This window comes from Pseudomonas sp. B111 (assembly GCF_026428275.1).
GTDB lineage: Bacteria > Pseudomonadota > Gammaproteobacteria > Pseudomonadales > Pseudomonadaceae > Pseudomonas > Pseudomonas aeruginosa.
Window position 1 is genome coordinate 2,079,424 of record NZ_CP097857.1, and the last position, 19,499, is coordinate 2,098,922.

General features: G+C 69.3%; 13 protein-coding genes. 11 read left to right on the plus strand and 2 right to left on the minus strand.

Features of this window, described 5'->3' with window-relative positions:
• The first annotated feature begins 340 nt into the window (after positions 1–340).
• The 10 genes from M6E97_RS09940 to M6E97_RS09985 all read left to right on the plus strand — a co-directional run bounded on the left by M6E97_RS09940 (position 341) and on the right by M6E97_RS09985 (position 15,851).
• On the plus strand, positions 341–7,399 hold the full coding sequence (locus M6E97_RS09940; RefSeq protein WP_033939277.1) for an amino acid adenylation domain-containing protein: 7,059 nt from the start codon (positions 341–343) through the stop codon (positions 7,397–7,399).
• A complete protein-coding gene (locus M6E97_RS09945) occupies positions 7,396–8,562 on the plus strand; it encodes an FAD-dependent oxidoreductase (RefSeq protein ID WP_003091709.1) in 1,167 nt (388 codons plus the stop codon). Before M6E97_RS09940 ends, M6E97_RS09945 begins: the two co-directional genes overlap by 4 nt.
• Positions 8,559–9,887, plus strand: coding sequence for a condensation domain-containing protein (locus M6E97_RS09950; protein WP_023443485.1), 1,329 nt, complete (start codon positions 8,559–8,561; stop codon positions 9,885–9,887). Before M6E97_RS09945 ends, M6E97_RS09950 begins: the two co-directional genes overlap by 4 nt.
• 1 nt (position 9,888) lies before the next feature.
• The gene (locus tag M6E97_RS09955) at positions 9,889–10,803 is read left to right on the plus strand and encodes an SDR family NAD(P)-dependent oxidoreductase (protein WP_003109310.1); all 915 of its coding nucleotides are present in this window, start codon (positions 9,889–9,891) and stop codon (positions 10,801–10,803) included.
• Positions 10,796–12,052: a cytochrome P450 family protein gene (locus M6E97_RS09960; protein ID WP_003091710.1), complete on the plus strand. Its 1,257-nt coding sequence runs from the start codon at positions 10,796–10,798 to the stop codon at positions 12,050–12,052. Before M6E97_RS09955 ends, M6E97_RS09960 begins: the two co-directional genes overlap by 8 nt.
• A complete protein-coding gene (locus tag M6E97_RS09965) occupies positions 12,049–12,474 on the plus strand; it encodes a nuclear transport factor 2 family protein (RefSeq protein WP_003091711.1) in 426 nt (141 codons plus the stop codon). Before M6E97_RS09960 ends, M6E97_RS09965 begins: the two co-directional genes overlap by 4 nt.
• 3 nt (positions 12,475–12,477) lie before the next feature.
• Entirely contained in the window at positions 12,478–13,470 is a 993-nt protein-coding gene (locus tag M6E97_RS09970) for a beta-ketoacyl-ACP synthase III (protein ID WP_003091712.1), read from the plus strand.
• A 13-nt stretch (positions 13,471–13,483) separates the two neighbouring features.
• Positions 13,484–13,723 carry an acyl carrier protein gene (locus tag M6E97_RS09975; protein WP_003106204.1) on the plus strand — a complete coding sequence of 80 codons (240 nt, stop codon included), beginning with the start codon at positions 13,484–13,486 and terminating at the stop codon, positions 13,721–13,723.
• A gap of 117 nt (positions 13,724–13,840) precedes the next feature.
• Positions 13,841–14,593 carry an SAM-dependent methyltransferase gene (locus tag M6E97_RS09980; RefSeq protein ID WP_003130295.1) on the plus strand — a complete coding sequence of 251 codons (753 nt, stop codon included), beginning with the start codon at positions 13,841–13,843 and terminating at the stop codon, positions 14,591–14,593.
• A 91-nt stretch (positions 14,594–14,684) separates the two neighbouring features.
• A complete protein-coding gene (locus tag M6E97_RS09985; RefSeq protein ID WP_003109309.1) occupies positions 14,685–15,851 on the plus strand; it encodes an MFS transporter in 1,167 nt (388 codons plus the stop codon).
• 10 nt (positions 15,852–15,861) lie between these two features.
• Here the strand turns inward: M6E97_RS09985 and rfaD are convergent, their stop codons facing one another.
• Together rfaD and M6E97_RS09995 are read right to left on the minus strand one after the other, a co-directional pair.
• Positions 15,862–16,854: an ADP-glyceromanno-heptose 6-epimerase gene (rfaD, locus tag M6E97_RS09990; RefSeq protein WP_049311285.1), complete on the minus strand. Its 993-nt coding sequence runs from the start codon at positions 16,852–16,854 to the stop codon at positions 15,862–15,864.
• A gap of 95 nt (positions 16,855–16,949) precedes the next feature.
• The gene (locus M6E97_RS09995) at positions 16,950–17,240 is read right to left on the minus strand and encodes a SelT/SelW/SelH family protein (protein ID WP_003091717.1); all 291 of its coding nucleotides are present in this window, start codon (positions 17,238–17,240) and stop codon (positions 16,950–16,952) included.
• Positions 17,241–17,308: 68 nt separating this feature from the next.
• Here M6E97_RS09995 and plpD point away from each other — a divergent pair, with 68 nt between their 5' ends.
• The gene (gene plpD / locus M6E97_RS10000; protein WP_003091718.1) at positions 17,309–19,495 is read left to right on the plus strand and encodes a patatin-like phospholipase PlpD; all 2,187 of its coding nucleotides are present in this window, start codon (positions 17,309–17,311) and stop codon (positions 19,493–19,495) included.
• Positions 19,496–19,499: the final 4 nt, after the last annotated feature.

Consider the following 19,499-nt stretch of genomic DNA (forward strand, 5'->3'; position numbering starts at 1 on the left):
CTTGCTTCAACTTCGAAAAGACCGGCGAAGGTAATCTCGTGAAGCATAGTCATGCAGGGCCGCGACGCACGTTTCCCGGAACCTAACAGATTTGTAAGTTGCCTCGTAATTACCTACCAGAATTAACAGTTAACAACGCGGCTACCCTGCAAGAATTAACAGCTATTTCTTCGAGCCTGCCAAAAGTAATAGTACACACCGCTCTTGCTTCGGGTGCCGCCGCTTCCCTGCCAACCACGCTGGCTACGGCGCGCTGAACCGTCGACGGGTGGAACCTGTCCGGCGAGGCGTGCGGTGCCCGTGTTCGACGAATCGATGGATTGTTGAAGAGGACGCAGGGATGGTTCGTTTCGCTCGCTTGCCGCTATCACCCTACCAACGGGACATCTGGGTCGCCGCCGCGCAGTTTCCGGAACTCGACCAGTACACCATCTTCAGCTACGACCGCTTCACCGGCGAGGTCGATACCCAGGCCCTGGAACGGGCGCTGCTGCAGGCGGCGCGAGACACCGAGGCGTTCCGCCTGCGCCTCGGCGAGACGGACGGTACGCCGTACCAGTGGCTGGACACAGATGCCGAGTTCGAGGCGCGCCACGTCGACCTGCGCGCCGACCGCGACCCCGAGGCCGCCGTGCGATCCTGGTTGCGCGACGCCTTCCGGCACGCCTACCCGCTGGACGGCCGCAGCCTGGTGGACCTGGCCCTGCTGCATAGCGACCAGGCGCTCTACGTCTACGTGCGCACCCACCATATCGTCAGCGACGCCTGGGGCCTGCAGCTATTCCTCAGCCGGGTGCGCGCCGGCTACCTGGGCGAGCTAGGCGAGCCACAGGCGCAGATGCCGACGGCTTCCCTCCTGGCGCAACTCGAGACCGACGACTACTCCGGTTCGGAACAGTACCGCGGCGACCGCGCCTATTTCGCCGAGGCCCTGGAGGGCCTGGAGCCGGCCCTCTTCACCCGCAGGCGCCCGGCCGGGCTGCGCCGCACCGCGCGCCACAGGCTGACGCTGGAACGCGCGCTGCTCGACGCGATCCGCGATCGCGGCGAATCGCCCTTCCTGTTCCTCTCCGCCGCCGTGGCGCTGTACCTGGCGCGGATCCACCAGAACGACGACGTGGTCCTCGGCGTACCGGTGCTGAACCGCGCCGACCGCGCGGCCAAGCAAGTGGTCGGGCACTTCGCCAATACCCTGCCGCTACGCATCCGCACCGTGCCGGAACAAACCGTCGACGAGTTCCTGGCGCAGTTGCGCGAGGCGACCCGGACGCTGCTGCGCCACCAGAAGATGCCCCTCGGCGACCTGTTGCGCGGCGCCTCGCCACTGTTCGACACCACCCTTTCCTACATGCGCTGGCCCGCCGCCCAGGCGATCCCGAACGCCAGCGTCGAGACCGTGGCGCAGACCCACGCCCATGACCCGGACGCGTTGGCCATCTGGGTCTCCGAGTTCGACGGGCACAGCGACGCGCAGGTGGATTTCGAATACGCCTGCGATGTGTTCGACGCCGACTTCCCCATGGACGCCGCGGCGCGGCATATCGAAACCTTCCTGCGCGCCCTGGTGGAGGGCGGCGAGCGCCGCCTCGGCGAACTCGATCCGCTGTCGGCCGCCGAGCGCGAGGAACTGATCCACACCCGCAACGCCACCGACCAGGCATTCCCCGAGCAGGCTACCCTGCCCACGCTGTTCGCCGAGCAGGTGGCGCGCACCCCGCAACGCACCGCGCTACTGGAAGCCGACGGCGGCACGCTCAGCTATGCCGAGCTGGACGCCAAGGTCCAGGCCGTGGCCGACGCCCTGCGCGCAGCGGGTGTGAGGACCGACGAGCGGGTAGCGCTACTGGTCGCCCGCGGTCCCCACCTGCTGCCGGCGATCCTTGGCGTGCAGCGCGCCGGCGGCGCCTATGTGCCGATCAATCCCGACCATCCCCTGGAGCGCGTCCGCCTGCTGTTGGAAGACTGCTGTGCCCGCGTGGTGCTGGTGGACGAGCGCGCAGCGACACTCGGCGAGAGCCTCGGCGAGACGCGCGTGCTGCACCTCGAACGCCTGCCGCAGAGCACCGGCGACCTGCCGGCGGCCAACGTGGCGCCCGGCGACCTGGCCTATGTCATCTATACCTCCGGTTCGACCGGCATGCCCAAGGGCGTCATGGTCGAGCACCGCTCGGTGGTCAACCGCCTGAACTGGATGCAGCGTCGTTATCCGATCGGCGAACGCGACGTGCTTCTGCAAAAGACTCCGGTGACGTTCGACGTATCCGTCTGGGAACTGTTCTGGTGGAGCTTCACCGGCGCCCGCCTGTCGCTGTTGCCGCCCGGCGCCGAGAAGGACCCGCGGGAAATGCTGCGGAGCATCCAGCGCGACGCGGTCACGGTCATCCACTTCGTGCCGTCGATGCTGACGCCGTTCCTCGACCTGCTCGACGGCGACCCGACCGCCCGCGCGGCGGCAAGCTCGCTGCGCCTGGTGTTCTGCAGCGGCGAAGCCCTCGCGCCGTTGCAGGTCGCGCGCTTCCGCCGGCTGTTCGGCGACGCCGTGCGACTGGTCAACCTGTACGGACCGACCGAGGCCACCGTCGACGTGTCCGACCATGAATGCGCCAGCGACAACCCCACGCGGGTCCCGATCGGCCGGCCGATCGACAACCTGCGCCTGTACGTCCTCGACCGCGCGCTCAGGCCGCAGCCCCTCGGCGCCGTCGGCGAGCTATATATAGGAGGCGTCGGCGTCGCCCGCGGCTACCTGAACCGGCCGGAGCTGAACGCCGAGCGCTTCCTCGCCGACCCCTTCGTCGCCGGCGGCCGTCTCTACCGTACCGGCGACCTGGCCCGCTGGCTGGCCGACGGCAACCTCGAATACCTCGGCCGCGCCGACGACCAGGTGAAGATCCGCGGCAACCGGGTCGAACCCGACGAAGTACGCGACCGCCTCGCCGCGCTTCCCGGCGTACGCGACGCCGCGGTCGTGGCACGCGATTCGGCGGTACGCGGCACGCACCTGGTCGGCTACTACGTGGCAGCGGCGGAACTCGACGCCGGTCAATTGCGCGCCGGACTTTCGGCGACGCTGCCGGACTTCATGCTGCCAGCCTTCTTCGTGCGCATCGACAGCCTCCCGCTCAGCGCCAACGGCAAGCTCGACCGCCGGCAACTGCCGGCACCGCCGGAACAGGTGGCGGCGGTTGCGCCGCGCACGGCGACCGAGGCCGAACTGGCGGCGGTGTGGGCCGATGTCCTCGGCGTGGCGGAGGTCGGCGTGCACGACGACTTCTACGCCCTCGGCGGCGACTCGATCCTGATGCTGCGCATCCGCGCCGCCGCACAGCGGCGCGGCCTGGGCTTCGAACTCGCCGACCTGATGCGCAACCCGACGGTGGCGGGCCTCGCCGAGCGCCTGGTGCGTCCGCTCGCGGAGCGAAGCTACCAGCCGTTCGAACTGGTTTCCGAAGTCGACAAGCCGCGCCTGGAAGGGCTGGAGGACGCCTTCCCGACCAGCCGGCTGAGTCTCGGCCTGCTCTTCCATAGCCGCCAGCGCCCCGACTCGTCGGTCTACCACGACGTGTTCCACTACCGCTTCGACCTGGCCTGGGACGAAGCCGCGTTCCGCCACGCGCTGGACCGGGTGGTCGCCGCCTATCCCGCGCTGCGTTCGTCGTTCGACCTCAGCGGCGCATCCGAACCGCTGCAACTGGTGCATGCCCAGGCGCGCAGCGAACCGCTGATCCTGGACCTGCGCGGCAACCCGGAGGCCGGGACGGTGCTCGACGAGCACATCCGCCAACGCCGCTTCCATCGCTATTCGCTGCAACAGCCCGGGCTGTTCCTGTTCGCCGCGTTCGTCCGCGAGGACGGCCTGGACCTGGTGTTCAGCTTCCACCATGCGATCCTCGACGGCTGGAGCGTGGCCAACCTGATCGTCGCGCTGGTCGCAGCCTACCGTGGCGAGCCGCTGCCGGGCCCGGCGCCGGCGCTGGCCTGCCATGTCCGCGAAGAGCTGGCCGCGCTGGCTTCGCCGGCCGCCGTGGGGTACTGGACCGGGCTGCTGGAGGGCGCGAGGATGACCCGCCTCGACGGCTTCGGCGCCCACGAGCCGCAAGCCGCGCAAGGTCCGGCCAGCCATCGCGAAGCGCTGCCGGACGGGCTGCTCGAACGACTCAAGGCCACTGCGGCGCAACGCGGACTGCCGTTGAAGTCGCTGCTGCTCGCCGCCCATTGCCTGACCCTGCATCTGTTCTCCCGCAGCGACAGCGTGGTCACCGGCGCGATCAGCAACGGCCGCCCCGAACTGCCCGACGCCGACCGCATGGTCGGCCTGTTCCTGAATACCGTGCCGGTCCGCTCGGAGATTGCCGGGTGTAGCTGGATCGAGGTAGCCGATGCGCTGTTCCGCCAGGAGCGCGACGGACACGCCCACCGCCGCTATCCGCTCAGCGCCATCCAGCAGATCGTCGGCGACGAACTGAGCAGCGCCTTCAACTACGTCAACCTGCATGTCCTCGAACCGCTGTGGCAATTGCGCGACTTCCGCGTCTGGGAAGAAACCAACTTCGCCCTGCTGGTCAACGTGATCGCCACGCCCAGCGACGGCATGTACCTGCGCATCGACAGCGACGGCCGCGGCATCAGCCGCAGCCAGGCCGCGCTGATCGGCGCGACCTTCGTCGAACTCCTGTGGCGCCTCGCCGAGCATCCCGACGAAGCCGCCGACTTCGCCTTCCTCGCCCCTCGCCGCGACGCCGCTTCCCAGCCCGAGCCGCTGGTCGACGTCGTCAGCCTGTTCGAACGCCAGGTCGAGGCGCTGCCGGGCAGCGCCGCGCTGGCCTTCGAGGAGCAACGCTGGACCTATCGCGACCTCGACCATGTGGCGCGCTGCGTGGCCACCCGCCTGGTCCGCGCCGGCGCGCGCCGCGGCGATGCGATCGGAGTGGCGCTGAACCGTTCGCCGGAGATGATCGCGACGATCTGGGGCATCCTGCGCGCCGGCCTGGTCTGCGTGCCGCTGGACGTCAGCTATCCCGCGCAGCGCCTGGCGCTGATCCTGGAGACCGCACAGCCGTTCCGGGTGGTCGCGCATCCCGAGCACGCCCATGTAGCCGCGGCGGAACGGGTGCTGCCGGTAGAGGAACTGGTCACCGACATCGAGCCCGAGACCTTCGCCGCGCCGCAGCTCGACGAGCTGGCCATGCTGCTGTTCACCTCCGGTTCCACCGGGCGGCCGAAGGGCGTCGAGCTTAGCCACCGGATGTGGGCCAACTACACCCAGTGGCAATTGCGCGTCGCCAGCGGCGTACCGGGGCTGCGCACCCTGCAGTTCGCGCCGCTGAGCTTCGACATGGCCTTCCAGGAGATCTTCTCCACGCTGTGCGGCGGCGGCGAGCTGCAACTCATCTCCAACCGCGAGCGGATGGACCCCTCCGCGCTGCTGCATGTCCTCGAACGCCGCCAGGTCCAGCGCGTGCTGTTGCCCTTCGTCGCCCTGCAACGCCTCGCCGAGGCCTCCAACACCCTGGGCGTACGCCCCGGCGCCCTGCGCGTGGTGGTGTCCTCCGGCGAGCAGTTGCGCATCACCGAAGACGTCCGCACGTTCTGCGCGGCGATGCCCGGGCTGCTGCTGGAGAACCAGTACGGTCCCACCGAAACGCACCAGGTCACCTACCACTCGCTGAGCGGCGATCCGGCGCACTACCCGGACCTGCCGCCGATCGGCCGGCCGCTGGACGGGGTCGAGGTGCAGGTGCTCGACGCCGCGCTGCGCCCGGTACCGGTCGGCGTTACCGGCGAGCTGTACTTCGGCGGCGACTGCCTCGCGCGCGGCTACCACCGCGCCCCCGAACTCACCGCCGAGCGCTTCGTCGAACATCCCTGGCGCCCCGGCGCCAGGCTCTACCGCACCGGCGACCTCGGTCGCATCCTCGGCAACGGCGAGATCGTCTGGCTCGGCCGCGCCGATACCCAGGTCAAGGTCCGCGGCTTCCGCATCGAGCCGGCCGAGGTCGAGCTGGCGATCATGCGCCAGGCCGAGCGCCAGCCGGGCCTGCGCGGCGCGGCGGTGGTGGCTCGCGAGCGCCAGGGCAACGATGCATTCCTCGCTGCCTTCCTGCTCGGCGAGCCCGAGGCGGTGGATCTCGCCGAACTGAAGCAGGCGCTGCGCAGCGAACTGCCGGAACACATGGTGCCGGCACACTTCGCCTGGGTCGACGGCTTCGCCCTCACCCCCAGCGGCAAGCGCGACGACGCCGCCCTGCGCGCGCTGCCGCTGGAGCACGGGTCGAACATCGAGTACCTGGCCCCGCGCGATGACTACGAGCGCACCCTGGCCGGACTCCTCGGCGAGTTGCTGGATCGTCCCCGGGTAGGCATCCGCGACAGCTTCTTCGATCTCGGCGGCACCTCGCTCAGCGCGATGCGCTTCATGCTGCTGATCGAGAAGCGCTATGGCGTCGACCTGCCGATGGCCGCGCTGATCGAGACGCCGACCGTGGAGGGCCTGGCCGAACGCCTGCGGGAACGCTCGGCGGTGCGCGCCTTCGACCCGCTGGTACCGATCCGTGCCGGCGGCAGCCGCCCGCCGCTGTTCCTCGTCCACCCGCTCGGCGGCCACGTACTCTGCTACCTGCCGCTGGTCCGCGCACTGCCGCCGGACCAGCCGGTATATGCCCTGCAGGCGGCCGGCACCGGCCAGGGCAGTACGCCGCTGGCGGTCCTCGAGGAAATCGCCGCCAGTTACCTCGCGGCGATCCGCCGGGTGCAGCCGGAAGGCCCCTATTACCTCGGCGGCTGGTCGTTCGGCGGCTTCGTCGCCTACGAGATGGCCCGGCAACTGCGCGCGCTCGACCCGCAGGCGGTCGCCCAACTGATCGTGCTCGACTCCATCACCGTCGACCGCAACCACGCCGGCAGCGCCAGCGACGAAGCCCTGCTGCTGTTCTTCTACTGGGAACTGGTCTGGTTCGAGCGCAGCGACGAGGAGGTCGAGCCGCTGCCTGAAGGCGCGAGCCTGGAGCAGAAACTCGACCACATCGTCGAACGCGCCATCGAGGCCGGCGTACTTCCCGCCGGCACCCCGCGCGCCACCGTGCAGCGGCTCTACGAGCTGTTCCGGGCGAGCTGGCAGGCACTCATCGGCTATCGCCCGGAAGTCAGCGACCAGGACATGACCCTGCTGCGCGCGGACGGCCCGCTGCCGCTGGCGCTGAAGCCGATGCACGACGCCGCCGGCACCCACTACGGCGACCCGAAGAACGGCTGGCAGCACTGGACCAGCGGCCGCCTCGATGTGATCGACGTACCCGGCGACCACCTGGTGCTGATGAAAGAACCCTATGTCGAGACGGTCGCGGCAGAGATCGCCGCGTTGCTCGAACCCTCCACCTCCAGCGAACGGACCCGCCCATGAGCAGACACCCCCTGAAGATCGTCATCGCCGGCGCCGGCATCGGCGGGCTCGCCGCGGCCGCCTGCCTGAAGGCCGCCGGCTTCGAGGTCGAGCTCTACGAGCGGGCCAGGGAGCTGCGCGCGGTCGGCTCGGCGCTGTCGCTGATGCCCAACGCGCTGACCGCCCTGGAGAGGGTCGGCGTGCGCCCTGACCTTACCCGCGCCCAGGCCTTCGACTCGCTACGGTTCCTCACCCGGCGCGGGCGACCGATCCGCGCCATCGACTTCGGCGGCCTGGCCCGTCAGCTCGGCCAGCCGAGCCTGGCGATCCACCGCGCAAGCCTGCAGCAGGCGCTGCTGGAACAGGCCCGCGACTGCCGCATCGAACTGGGCGTGAGCGCCACCGGCTACCTGCGCCACGCCGACGGCGAAGGCGTCACCGTGCTCTGCAGCGACGGCCGCGAAGTGCACGCCGACGTGCTGATCGGCGCGGACGGCTTCAACTCGGCGATCCGCGCCACCATGACCGGCCCGGAGCGTCCCACCGACTGGCACTACGTGATCTGGCGCGCCACGCCGGCGTTCCGCCATCCGAAGGTGACGCCGGGCTACGTCGCCCATTACTGGGGTCGTGGGCAGCGCTTCGGTCTCGCCGACATCGGCGAAGGCAACGTCTATTGGTGGGGCACCCGCAACATGCCGGCCGAACAGGCGAAGGACTGGCGCGGCGGCAAGGCGGGCATCCAGCGCCTCTACGCCGGCTGGGCCGACGAAGTGCAGGCGGTCATCGAGGCGACCCCGGAGGCCGACATCAGCAGCCTGCCGGCCCAGGACCGACCGTTCCTCGAGCGCTGGGGCGACGGCCCGGTGACCCTGCTCGGCGATGCCGCGCATCCGATGCTGACCAGCCTCGGCCAGGGCGCCGCCATCGCCATCGAAGACGCCGCGGTGCTGGCCCACTGCCTGGCCACCATCGACGACCCGCAAGCCGCCCTGCGCGCCTACGAGAACCGCCGTCGCGACCGCGCCAGGGCGATGGTCGAGACCTCGCGGGCGCTGAGCCGCATCGAGCAGTTGGAGCATCCGCTGCGCACCGTCGCCCGCGATCTCTACTTCCGCTTCGCTCCGGAGCGAACCTTCGCCCGGCAGAACGAACTGGCACTGACCTTCCCAGGAGTCGAATGATGGCCGAGATACGACGCCCGCTGTCCGCGGTGGAACGCTGGTACTGGCTCAGCGACCAGTTCTCCGCGCTGAACGTGATTTCCCGGGTGCGGGTCCATGGCCAGTTGTCCATCGACGACCTGCGCCGCGGCCTCGACGCGCTGCAGGCGCGGCATCCGCTGCTGCGCGCGCGGATCGAGCACGATGCCGGGCTCGACCCGCGCTGGGTGCCCTGCGAGCGGCCCATCCCGCTGCGCGAGGTGCGCGGTGGTGGCGAGGAGCAATGGCTGCGGGAAATCAACGAGCGCGAATTGCCGGAACGCATCGATCCGGACAGCGGGCCACTGATCCGTACCGTGGCGATCGCCACCGACGCCGGCGCCCACGACCTGCTGGTCGTGGTACCGCACATCATCGCCGACGGCACTACCGTGCTGACCCTCGCCGAACAATGGCTGACCCTGGCCGCCGACCCCGCCGCGCAACCCTGGACCGCCAGCGCCCTGCCGCCGGCGGAGGATCTGCGTCCGCGCCGCTTCACCGGCGACGAAGGCGCGGCGCGCCTGGCCGAGCAGACCGCCCAGGACGAAGCGCTGGTCGGCCGCCACCGCCCGGGCCGGATCGAGCCGAGCAACCCGGTGCCGCTGGAAGCGCGGCGTACCCGCCTGCTGCACCGGGAGCTGGACGGCGCGCAGCTGGAACAGCTGCAACGACGCGCCCGCGAACACGGCACCACGGTACACGGCGCGCTGACCGCGGCGCTGGCCATCGCCGCCGGCCACGACCACCAGCGCCGCCCGAGCCACATCGCCATCGGCTCGCCGATCGACTTCCGCGACGAACTGGAGCCGCCGGTGCGCCCCGACGAAGTAGGCACCTACGTCGCCACGGTACCGGTGGTGCTGGACATCGCCCGACCGTTCTGGGAGGTCGCCCGCGCGCTCACCGACGACCTCGGCGAACGCCGTCGCCAGGGCCATCATTTCAACCTGGTCACCCTGGTCGCCAGCGCTGCGCCGCGCTGCATGGCCGACGCGCGGCCATTCATGGCCTTCATGGAAGCCGAAGGGCCGATCAACCTGTGCTCCTCCAACATCGGTCGCTATCCGTTCCCCGAGCGGATCGGCGCCTTGCGCCTCTCCGACGCGCAGTTCCTCACCGGCATCTCGGTGAACGGCTATTTCGTGGCCGCCATCAACTCCAGCCATGGCCGGCTGTTCTGGAACTTCACCTACATCGACGAAGCGGTCCCCGGCGAACGCGCCGAACGCCTGGCCGAAGATTGCCTGGGCACCCTGCTGTCGGCGATCCACGCCCCCCAACGATCCGCCCTCGAGGAGCAATGACATGTTTTTCACCAGCAAACCTCTCTCGCCCCAGGGCCGCCACGTGCTGATCACCGGCGCCTCCAGCGGCCTCGGCCGGGAAACCGCGCTGCACCTGGCCGAACAGGGTTTCCAGGTGATCGCCGGGGTGCGCCGCCAGGAGGATGGCGAGCGCCTGGCGAACGCCTGCCCGTCCGGCCGGGTCAGCACGCTGCTGATCGATGTCACCGACGAGGAATCCATTGGCCGGGCCGCCGCGCAGGTGGCGGAGAAAGTCGGCGATACCGGGCTCTGGGGCCTGGTGAACAACGCCGGGATCTGCATTTCCGCGCCGCTGGAATGCGTCTCCAGCGACCTGCTGCGGCGCCAGCTGGAAGTCAACCTGATCGGCCAGCTCGCGGTGACCCGGGCGATCCTGCCGCTGCTGCGCCGTGGCGGCGCGGCGCGCCTGGTGAACGTCACCTCGGGCCTCGGCTCGGTCGCCATTCCCTACCTGGGCGCCTACTCCGCCGCGCAGTTCGCCAAGGAGGGAGTGAGCGACGCCCTGCGCCGCGAGCTGGCGCCCATGGGCATCCAGGTCTCGGTGGTCAGCCCCGGGGCGATCTGGACGCCGATCTGGGGCAAGATCGCCAGCGAGGGCGAGCGCGCCCTGGCCGACGCCCCCGACGCCGTCGCCGACCTCTATCGCGATACCTACCTGCGCTTCCTCCAGGCCAACGAGGACGGCGCGCGCAACAGCGCGACCAAGCCCGCCGACGTCGCCGCCGCGGTGCATGCCGCGCTCACCGCGGCCAAGCCGCGGACCCGCTACCGGGTCGGCGCCGACGTGCGCCGCGGCACCCTGCTGGCGCGGCTGCTGCCCGATAGCGTGATCGACGGGATGTTCCGCCCCATCGTCACCGCCGCCCCGGCGGCGAAGGAGGAGCAACGTGCCTGATCGCAAACTGAGACTGGGCGAGGAACTGATCTCGCCACTGCACGCGCTCTACGACGGCCTGCAGGTGGACGGCGCGCCGCGTCCCGCGCATCGCGCCGCCGAGCATCCGGTGTGGGTGGTGACGCGCTACCGCGACGCGCGCAAGGTCCTCAACCATCCGGGCGTCCGCCGCGACGCCCGGCAGGCCGCCGAACTCTACGCGAAGCGTACCGGCAGCCCGCGCGCGGGGATCGGCGAGGGACTCAGCCACCACATGCTCAACCTCGACCCGCCGGACCATACCCGCCTGCGCTCGCTGGTCGGCCGCGCGTTCACCCCGCGCCAGGTGGAGCGCCTGCAACCGCATATAGAACGGATCACCGAGGAATTGCTGGACGCCATGGCCGGCCGCGAACAGGCCGACCTGATGGCCGACTTCGCGATCCCGCTGACCATCGCGGTGATCTTCGAGCTACTGGGCATTCCCGAGGCCGAGCGCGAACACGCCCGCCAGTCCTGGGAGCGCCAGGCGGAACTGCTGTCGCCGGAGGAGGCCCAGGCCCTGGCCGATGCGCAGGTCGACTACCTGCGCGTGCTGCTCGAGGCCAAGCGCCGGCAGCCGGCCGACGACGTCTACAGCGGGCTGGTGCAGGCCGCCGACGAGAGCGGCCAGCTGAGCGAGGCGGAACTCGTCTCCATGGCCCACCTGCTGATGATGAGCGGCTTCGAGACCACCATGAACATGATCGGCAACGCGCTGGTCACCCTGCTGGTCAACCCGGAGCAACTGGCGTTGCTGCGGGCGCAGCCGGAACTCCTGCCCAACGCCATGGAAGAACTGGTCCGCCACGACAGCCCGGTGCGCGCCTCGATGTTGCGCTTCACCGTGGAAGACGTGGAACTGGACGGGGTCACCATTCCCGCCGGCGAATACATCCTGGTCTCCAACCTGACCGCCAACCACGACGCCGAGCGCTTCGACGATCCCGACCGCCTCGACCTCACCCGCAACACCGATGGCCATCTCGGCTACGGCTTCGGCGTGCACTACTGCGTCGGCGCCTCGCTGGCCCGGCTGGAGGGGCGGATCGCCATCCAGCGCCTGCTCGCGCGCTTCCCCGACCTCCAGTTGGCGGTGCCCCACGCGGAACTGCAATGGCTGCCGATCACCTTCCTCCGCGCCCTGATCAGCGTGCCGGTGCGCACCGGATGCAGCGCCCCGGCGAACACCGCCTCCCACGCCAACCCGATCGAGAGGATCGCCCAATGAATGCCAAGGAAATTCTCGTCCACAGCCTGCGCCTCCTGGAAAACGGCGATGCCCGTGGCTGGTGCGACCTGTTCCATCCGGAAGGCGTACTCGAATTCCCCTACGCCCCGCCAGGCTGGAAGACCCGCTTCGAGGGCCGCGAAACCATCTGGGCGCATATGCGCCTGTTTCCCGAGCACCTGACCGTGCGCTTCACCGACGTGCAGTTCTACGAGACCGCCGACCCCGACCTGGCCATCGGCGAATTCCATGGCGACGGCGTGGCCACCGTTTCCGGCGGCAAGCTGGCGCAGGACTACATCTCGGTGCTGCGCACCCGCGACGGACAGATCCTGCTCTACCGCGACTTCTGGAATCCGCTGCGGCACCTCGAGGCCCTGGGCGGGGTCGAGGCCGCCGCCAAGATCGTCCAGGGAGCCTGAGCCATGCCGCGCGCCGCCGTGGTCTGCGGCCTGGGCAGCTACCTGCCCGAGGCCGTGCTCAGCAACGACATGCTCGCCGCCGAGCTGGACACTTCCGACGCCTGGATCAGCAGCCGCACCGGCGTGCGCCAGCGGCATATCGCCGGCGACCTCGGCAGCGGCGACCTGGCCCTGCGGGCGGCCTCCGCCGCGCTCGCCTCGGCGGGGCTGGAGCGAGTCGACGCGGTGGTGCTGGCAACCAGCACCGGCGACTTCTGCTGCCCGGCCACCGCGCCCAGGGTCGCAGCGCGCCTGGGGTTGGTCGGCGCGCTCGCGTTCGACCTGTCCGCCGCCTGCACCGGCTTCGTCTACGGCCTGGCCAGCGTCGGCTCGCTGATCAGCGCCGGGCTGGCGGACAGCGCGCTGCTGGTCGGGGTGGACACTTTCAGCCATACCCTCGACCCCGCCGATCGCTCGACCCGCGCACTGTTCGGCGACGGCGCCGGAGCGGTGGTGCTGCGTGCCGGCGATGCCGAGGAAGAAGGCGCGCTGCTGGCCTTCGACCTCGGCAGCGACGGCCACCAGTTCGACCTGCTGATGACCCCCGCCGTCAGTCGCGCCGAACGCAGTTCCGGACAGGCCTCCAACTACTTCCGGATGGACGGCAAGGCAGTGTTCGGCCAGGCGGTGACGCAGATGAGCGACTCGGTGCGGCGGGTGCTCGACCGGGTCGGCTGGCAAGCTTCGGACCTCCATCACCTGGTCCCGCACCAGGCCAACACACGCATCCTCGCGGCGGTCGCCGACCAGCTCGACCTTCCCGTCGAGCGGGTGGTGAGCAACATCGCCGAGGTGGGCAATACCGTCGCCGCCTCGATTCCCCTGGCCCTGGCCCACGGCCTGCGCCAAGGCATCCTGCGCGACGGCGGCAACATGGTCCTCACCGGTTTCGGTGCCGGACTGACCTGGGGTTCGGTCGCCCTGCGCTGGCCGAAGATCGTTCCGACAATGGACTGAAGAGGGAAGAACAATGCCCAACGACATGGAAGACCATCTCCTCACCGTGCTCAGCGTCGCCAGCGGCGTGCCGAAGGAGGAAATCAGCCGGGACAGCAGGATGGAAGACCTGGCTTTCGATTCGCTGGTGGTCAGCGAGCTGTCGCTGAAGCTGCGCAAGGAGTTCGGCGTCACCGGGGTCGACGACGAACTCGACCTGCTGGAAACGGTGGACGAACTGTTCCAGCTGGTCGAGAAGCACCGCGCCGCCTGAGGCCAGCGAACGCCGGCGTTCCGTCGCTTCTCTGCCAGGCGAAGGCGGTGCCGGGACATGGGAACGCGCATCGCCTTCGATCAACCAACACCAGAGCGAGATTCGCTGGAGGAAGAGGTGAGTCAGAACATGGATCTCACGATCGGGACGCATCGGGAGTCGGCTTTCTACGAGCTGGAGTTCGGACCGAGGACGATAATGACCCTGGCCAACTTTCCGGACGACGTGCTGCCGTTGTTGCAAATGGAAAGCCTGATGACCTTCGAGGCGATGGCCTACCTGCGCTGCGACGCACTGGTCGAGCTAGGCTGCTACGACGGCCGGGCGCTGGAAATCGCGCGCCTGCTCAATGCCCGCTATCTCGGCGTCGACCTCGACCAACGGGCGATCGAGACGCTGCGCACGCGGATCGAGCGCGAGGGCATGAGCGATCGCGCGGACACGGTGGTCGACGACATCCTCAACCACACCAGGCGCGGTGCCTCGGTCGGCTCGCGCGCACTCTACCTGCTGCCGTTCAACCTGCTGGGCAACTTCCGCGAGCCGAAACGGCTGCTCGACTCCCTCGCCGAGCGCAGCGTGGCGGCGGTGGTCTCGGTGTTCGGCGACAGCGCCGAGGCCACCCGCGTCCGCCAGAGCTACTACCGCCGTTGCGGGGTGCAGGGCCTGGAGCTGCACGCGCGGGACGACGGCACCGTGTTCACCGGCAGCGACGGCTTCTACTCGCGCTCGTATTCGCGCGCCTGCCTCCACGCCCTGCTCGCCGAGTGCGGGCTGACCGTGGTGCGCAGCGCTTCGAACCTGTTCGCCCACTGCGTGACGGTGCTGCCCGAAGGCGCCGACCAGGGCTTCGGTTCGTCGGCGGCATGAGTCGCCGTCGTGCATTCATCGCGCGGCCACGGCACGGGCAGGTCGCCGTGGCTCGCTTCATCGTCGTCTGAACCGCTCGGGAGCTGGAAACATGCCTTTGATTGTCTACGTGCTCGGTGCCGCGATCTTCGCCCTGACCACCAGCGAATACATGGTCGCCGGGCTGATGCCGGCGCTGGCCGCCGAATTCGGCGTGTCCTTCGCCGCGATCGGCTACCTGGTCACCTTCTACGCCGGCGCGATGGCGCTCGGCGGCCCGCTGCTGACCACCGCCCTGCTCCGCGTGCCGCGCAAGAACGCCCTGCTCGGCCTGATCGCGCTGTTCGTGGTCGGCCAGGTCATCGGCGCCCTGGCGCCGGGCTATGCGGTGATGGTGGCGGCGCGACTGGTCACCGCGGTCGCCGCCGCGGCCTTCTTCGGCGTGGCGCTGACCGCCTGCGCCGAACTGGTCGAAGGCAACCAGTTCGGCCGCGCGTCGTCGCTGGTGCTCGGTGGCCTGATGGTCGGCACCGTGCTCGGCCTGCCCGTCGCCACCTGGCTGGGCGAATGGTACGGCTGGCGCGCGAGCTTCTTCGCAGTGGCGCTGGTAGCGGTGCTGGTCGGCCTGCTGGTGTTGCAGCTGATGCCGGCGATCCCGGGGTCGGCGGGCAGCGGTTCGCTGCGCGAGGAACTGAAGGTGTTCAGGAACGCCCATCTATGGTGGGTCTACGCCACCAGCCTGCTGCTGATCGGCGCCACCTTCGCCGGCTTCACCTATTTCGTGCCGATCCTCACCGAGGTCAGCGGCTTCTCCGCCTCGACCGTACCGCTGCTGCTGGTGGTCTACGGCCTGGCGACGCTGGTGGGCAACAACATCGTCGGCCGCCTGGCCGACCGCCATACCATCGCGGTCCTGGCCTTCGGCCTGCTGGCGGCCATCGCCGCGATGGTGGCCTTCGCCCTGTTCGGACAGGTTCCGGCGGTGGCGGTGGCGGCGCTGGTGGTGATCGGCCTGACCGGGGTGTCGATGAACCCGGCGCTGGTGACCCGCGGCGCACGGGTCGGCCATAACAACATGCTGGTCAACTCGGTGCACACTGCCTGCATCATGCTCGGCGTGATGGCCGGTTCCTGGATCGGCGGCCTGGGCATCGCCGGCGGATTCGGCCTGCAGGGCGCGCTCTGGGTCGGCGCGGCCCTCGGGGTGCTGGCGCTGCTGACCCTGCTGCCGGAGCTGCGCTTCGCCCGCGCCCCGGTAGGCGGGGCGCTGGGCCGCTGAGCAGGATCCCTCAGGCGCTGCGCGCCGGCCAGCGGCAGTAGCCGGCGACGCCCTCTTCCAGGCTCTGGAAATCGTCGCGGTAGCCCGCCTCGCGCAGCAGCTCCAGGTCGGCGCAGGTATGGCTCTGGTAGCGCGCCCGCAGCGACTCGGGGAACTCGCGGTAGCCGAGCAGGCCGCTTTCCACCGCCTGCTGCAGCGACAGGGGCGGCTGGTCGGCGTTGGCGCGGACGCTATTGATCACCGCCAGGGCGACCTCGTTGAAGGTCCGCGCCTGGCCGCTGCCGAGGTTGAAGATTCCCGAACGCTGCGGATGATCGAAGAAATGCAGGTTGACCCGCGCCACGTCCTCCACCGCGACGAAGTCGCGCAGGTGGCCGCCGGGCGGGAAGCCGCCGTGTTCGCCGAACAGTTCGACCCGCCCGTCGCGGCGCAATTGCTGGTAGCAGTGGTAGGCCACCGAGGCCATCCGCCCCTTGTGTTCCTCGCGCGGCCCGTAGACGTTGAAGTAACGCAGGCCGACCACCTGGCTGCGCGCCTGCGGCAGCGCCCGCCGCACACGCTGGTCGAAGAGGAACTTGGAATAGCCGTAGACGTTCAGCGGCCGCTCGTACTGGCGCGCCTCGCGGAAGGTCCGGCCGGCTCCGTAGACCGCCGCCGACGAGGCGTAGAGGAACGGCACGCCGAGTTCCAGGCTGCTTTCCAGCAGGCGGCAACTGTAGCGGTAGTTGTTCTCCATCATGTAGCGGCCATTGCTTTCCAGGGTGCTGGCGCAGGCACCCTGGTGGAACAGCGCGCGGACCGTGCCGAAGTCGCCGCGGGCGTAACGCTCGAGGAAGTCGTTCTGGTCCAGGTAGTCGGCGATATCGGCGTCCGCCAGGTTGCGGAACTGCTCGCCGTCGGTGAGATCGTCCACCGCGATGATGTCGGTCTCGCCGCGCCGGTTCAGTGCCTGCAGCAGATTGCTGCCGATGAAGCCGGCGGCGCCGGTGACGATGATGCTCATGGGCACTCCCTTCGACAGGATGAATGCCCCCAGGCTATGCCTATGCGCCGCGCCGCCCGTTGACCTGCAACAAGCCATGGGCGGACGGCAGCGGTTCAGCGGGAAGGACGATCGTTGTGCCCGAGGTCGCGTTGCGGGTCGATGCGGTCGCGAACCCGCTGTTTGAGCGCCTTGGCCTCGGGGAAGCCGCCGTCGGCCTTGCGTTCCCAGACCTGCACGCCGTCGCAGGTGATACGGAAGACGCCACCGGTTCCGGGCTCCAGGCAGACTTTTCCGAGATCGTCGGCGAAGGTGCTGAGCAGTTCCTGGGCCAGCCAGGCGGCACGCAGCAGCCACTGGCACTGGGTGCAATAGGTGATGACGATTTCGGGCTTGGCGGTGGGCATGTCGGCGGCTCAGGGAAAACGGTCGCGCCTATAATAGCCGCCTTTTCACCCGGCTCCGGATCGTTCTCATGCGCCGCCTGCTGCTCGTACTGCTGCTCCTGCTTCCCCTGTCCGCCCTCGCCACGGAGGCCCGGCCGAAGATCGGCCTGGTCCTCTCCGGAGGTGCCGCCCGTGGCCTGGCCCATATCGGCGTGCTCAAGGCCCTCGACGAACAGGGCATCCAGATCGACGCCATCGCCGGCACCAGCATGGGCGCGGTGGTCGGCGGCCTGTACGCCTCCGGCTACACCCCCGCCGAACTGGAGCGCATCGCCCTGGAGATGGACTGGCAGCAGGCACTGTCCGACGCACCGCCGCGCAAGGACGTGCCGTTCCGCCGCAAGCAGGACGACCGCGACTTCCTGGTCAAGCAGAAGATCAGCTTCCGCGACGACGGCACCCTCGGCCTGCCGCTGGGGGTGATCCAGGGCCAGAACCTGGCGATGGTGCTGGAAAGCCTGCTGGTGCACACCAGCGACAACCGCGACTTCGACAAGCTGGCGATCCCCTTCCGCGCCGTCTCCACCGATATCGCAACCGGCGAGAAAGTGGTGTTCCGCAAGGGCCACCTGCCCCAGGCGATCCGCGCCAGCATGTCGATCCCCGCCGTGTTCGCCCCGGTGGAGATCGACGGCAGGCTGCTGGTGGATGGCGGCATGGTCGACAACATCCCGGTGGACGTGGCGCGCGACATGGGCGTGGACGTGGTGATCGTGGTCGACATCGGCAACCCGCTGCGCGACCGCAAGGACCTGAGCACCGTGCTCGACGTGATGAACCAGTCGATCACCCTGATGACCCGGAAGAACTCCGAAGCCCAGCTGGCCACGCTCAAGCCCGGCGACGTGCTGATCCAGCCGCCGCTGTCCGGCTACGGCACCACCGACTTCGGCCGCGTGCCGCAACTGATCGACGCCGGCTACCGCGCCACCACGGTGCTCGCCGCGCGCCTCGCCGAGTTGCGCAAGCCGAAGGACCTCAACAGCGAAGCGCTCGACGTGGCGCGCACGCCGAACCAGCGCAAGCCGGTGATCGACGCGATCCGCGTGGAGAACAACTCGAAGGTCAGCGACGAGGTGATCCGCCACTACATCCGCCAGCCGCTCGGCACGCGCCTCGACCTCGGCCGCCTGCAGGACGACATGAGCACCCTCTACGGCCTCGACTACTTCGACCAGGTGCAGTACCGGGTGGTCAAGGAGAAGAAGCTCAACACCCTGGTGATCCACGCCACCGGCAAGAAAGGCGGCACCGACTTCCTTCGCCTGGGCCTCAACCTGTCCGACGACATGCGCGGCGAAAGCACCTTCAACCTCGGCGGCAGCTACCGCATGAACGGCCTCAACCGGCTCGGCGCCGAGTGGCTGACCCGGGTCCAGCTCGGCGACCGCCAGGAACTCTACAGCGAGTTCTACCAGCCGCTCGACGTCGGCTCACGCTACTTCGTCGCGCCCTTCCTGTTCCACGAGGCACAGAACGTCGACGTCACCGAGAACAACGACCCGCTGCTGCGCTATCGCCTGGAGCGCTACGGCTACGGCCTCAACGTCGGCCGGCAGATCGCCAACAACGGCGAAATCCGCCTGGGCGCGGTGCAGGCCTACGGCAAGGCCGACGTACGCATCGGCGACCCGAGCCTGCCGGACATCGACTTCACCGAGGGCTACTACGAACTGAAGTACTCGTTCGACACCGTCGACGACGTCAATTTCCCCCACGAGGGCGAGGAGATCGGCCTGACCATGCGCCGCTACGACAAGTCCCTCGGCTCGGACGACAGCTACCGGCAGTGGGACCTGCGGCTGAACAAGGCGCTCAGCTTCGGCGCCGACACCTGGGTGTTCGGCGGCGGCTACGGGCGCACCCTGGACGACGCCGAGGTGGTCACCTCCAGCTTCACCCTCGGCGGCGCCCGCGAGCTGTCGGGCTTCCGCCGCGATGCGCTGTCCGGGCAGAACTACAGCCTGGGGCGGATCGTCTATTACCGGCGCCTCACCGAACGTTCCTTCCTGCCGCTGGACTTCCCGCTGTACCTGGGCGGCAGCATCGAGCGCGGACGCATCTGGAACAACGACAACGAATACGACAGCGGCTACATCAACGCCGCCAGCCTGATGATCGGCTTCGATACGCCGCTGGGGCCGCTGACCTTCAGCTACGGGATCAACGACGAGAACTTCAAGGCGTTCTACCTGAACCTCGGGCAGAACTTCTGAGCGA

Bases quoted from the DNA above. Each gene is read 5' to 3' on its own strand.
- M6E97_RS09965 (WP_003091711.1), top strand. From the start codon at position 12,049: ATGAATGCCAAGGAAATTCTCGTCCACAGCCTGCGCCTCCTGGAAAAC.
- M6E97_RS09955 (WP_003109310.1), top strand. From the start codon at position 9,889: ATGTTTTTCACCAGCAAACCTCTCTCGCCCCAGGGCCGCCACGTGCTG.
- M6E97_RS09995 (WP_003091717.1), bottom strand. From the start codon at position 17,240: ATGCCCACCGCCAAGCCCGAAATCGTCATCACCTATTGCACCCAGTGC.
- M6E97_RS09950 (WP_023443485.1), top strand. From the start codon at position 8,559: ATGATGGCCGAGATACGACGCCCGCTGTCCGCGGTGGAACGCTGGTAC.
- M6E97_RS09940 (WP_033939277.1), top strand. From the start codon at position 341: ATGGTTCGTTTCGCTCGCTTGCCGCTATCACCCTACCAACGGGACATC.
- plpD (WP_003091718.1), top strand. From the start codon at position 17,309: ATGCGCCGCCTGCTGCTCGTACTGCTGCTCCTGCTTCCCCTGTCCGCC.
- M6E97_RS09975 (WP_003106204.1), top strand. From the start codon at position 13,484: ATGCCCAACGACATGGAAGACCATCTCCTCACCGTGCTCAGCGTCGCC.
- M6E97_RS09970 (WP_003091712.1), top strand. From the start codon at position 12,478: ATGCCGCGCGCCGCCGTGGTCTGCGGCCTGGGCAGCTACCTGCCCGAG.
- M6E97_RS09945 (WP_003091709.1), top strand. From the start codon at position 7,396: ATGAGCAGACACCCCCTGAAGATCGTCATCGCCGGCGCCGGCATCGGC.
- rfaD (WP_049311285.1), bottom strand. From the start codon at position 16,854: ATGAGCATCATCGTCACCGGCGCCGCCGGCTTCATCGGCAGCAATCTG.
- M6E97_RS09985 (WP_003109309.1), top strand. From the start codon at position 14,685: ATGCCTTTGATTGTCTACGTGCTCGGTGCCGCGATCTTCGCCCTGACC.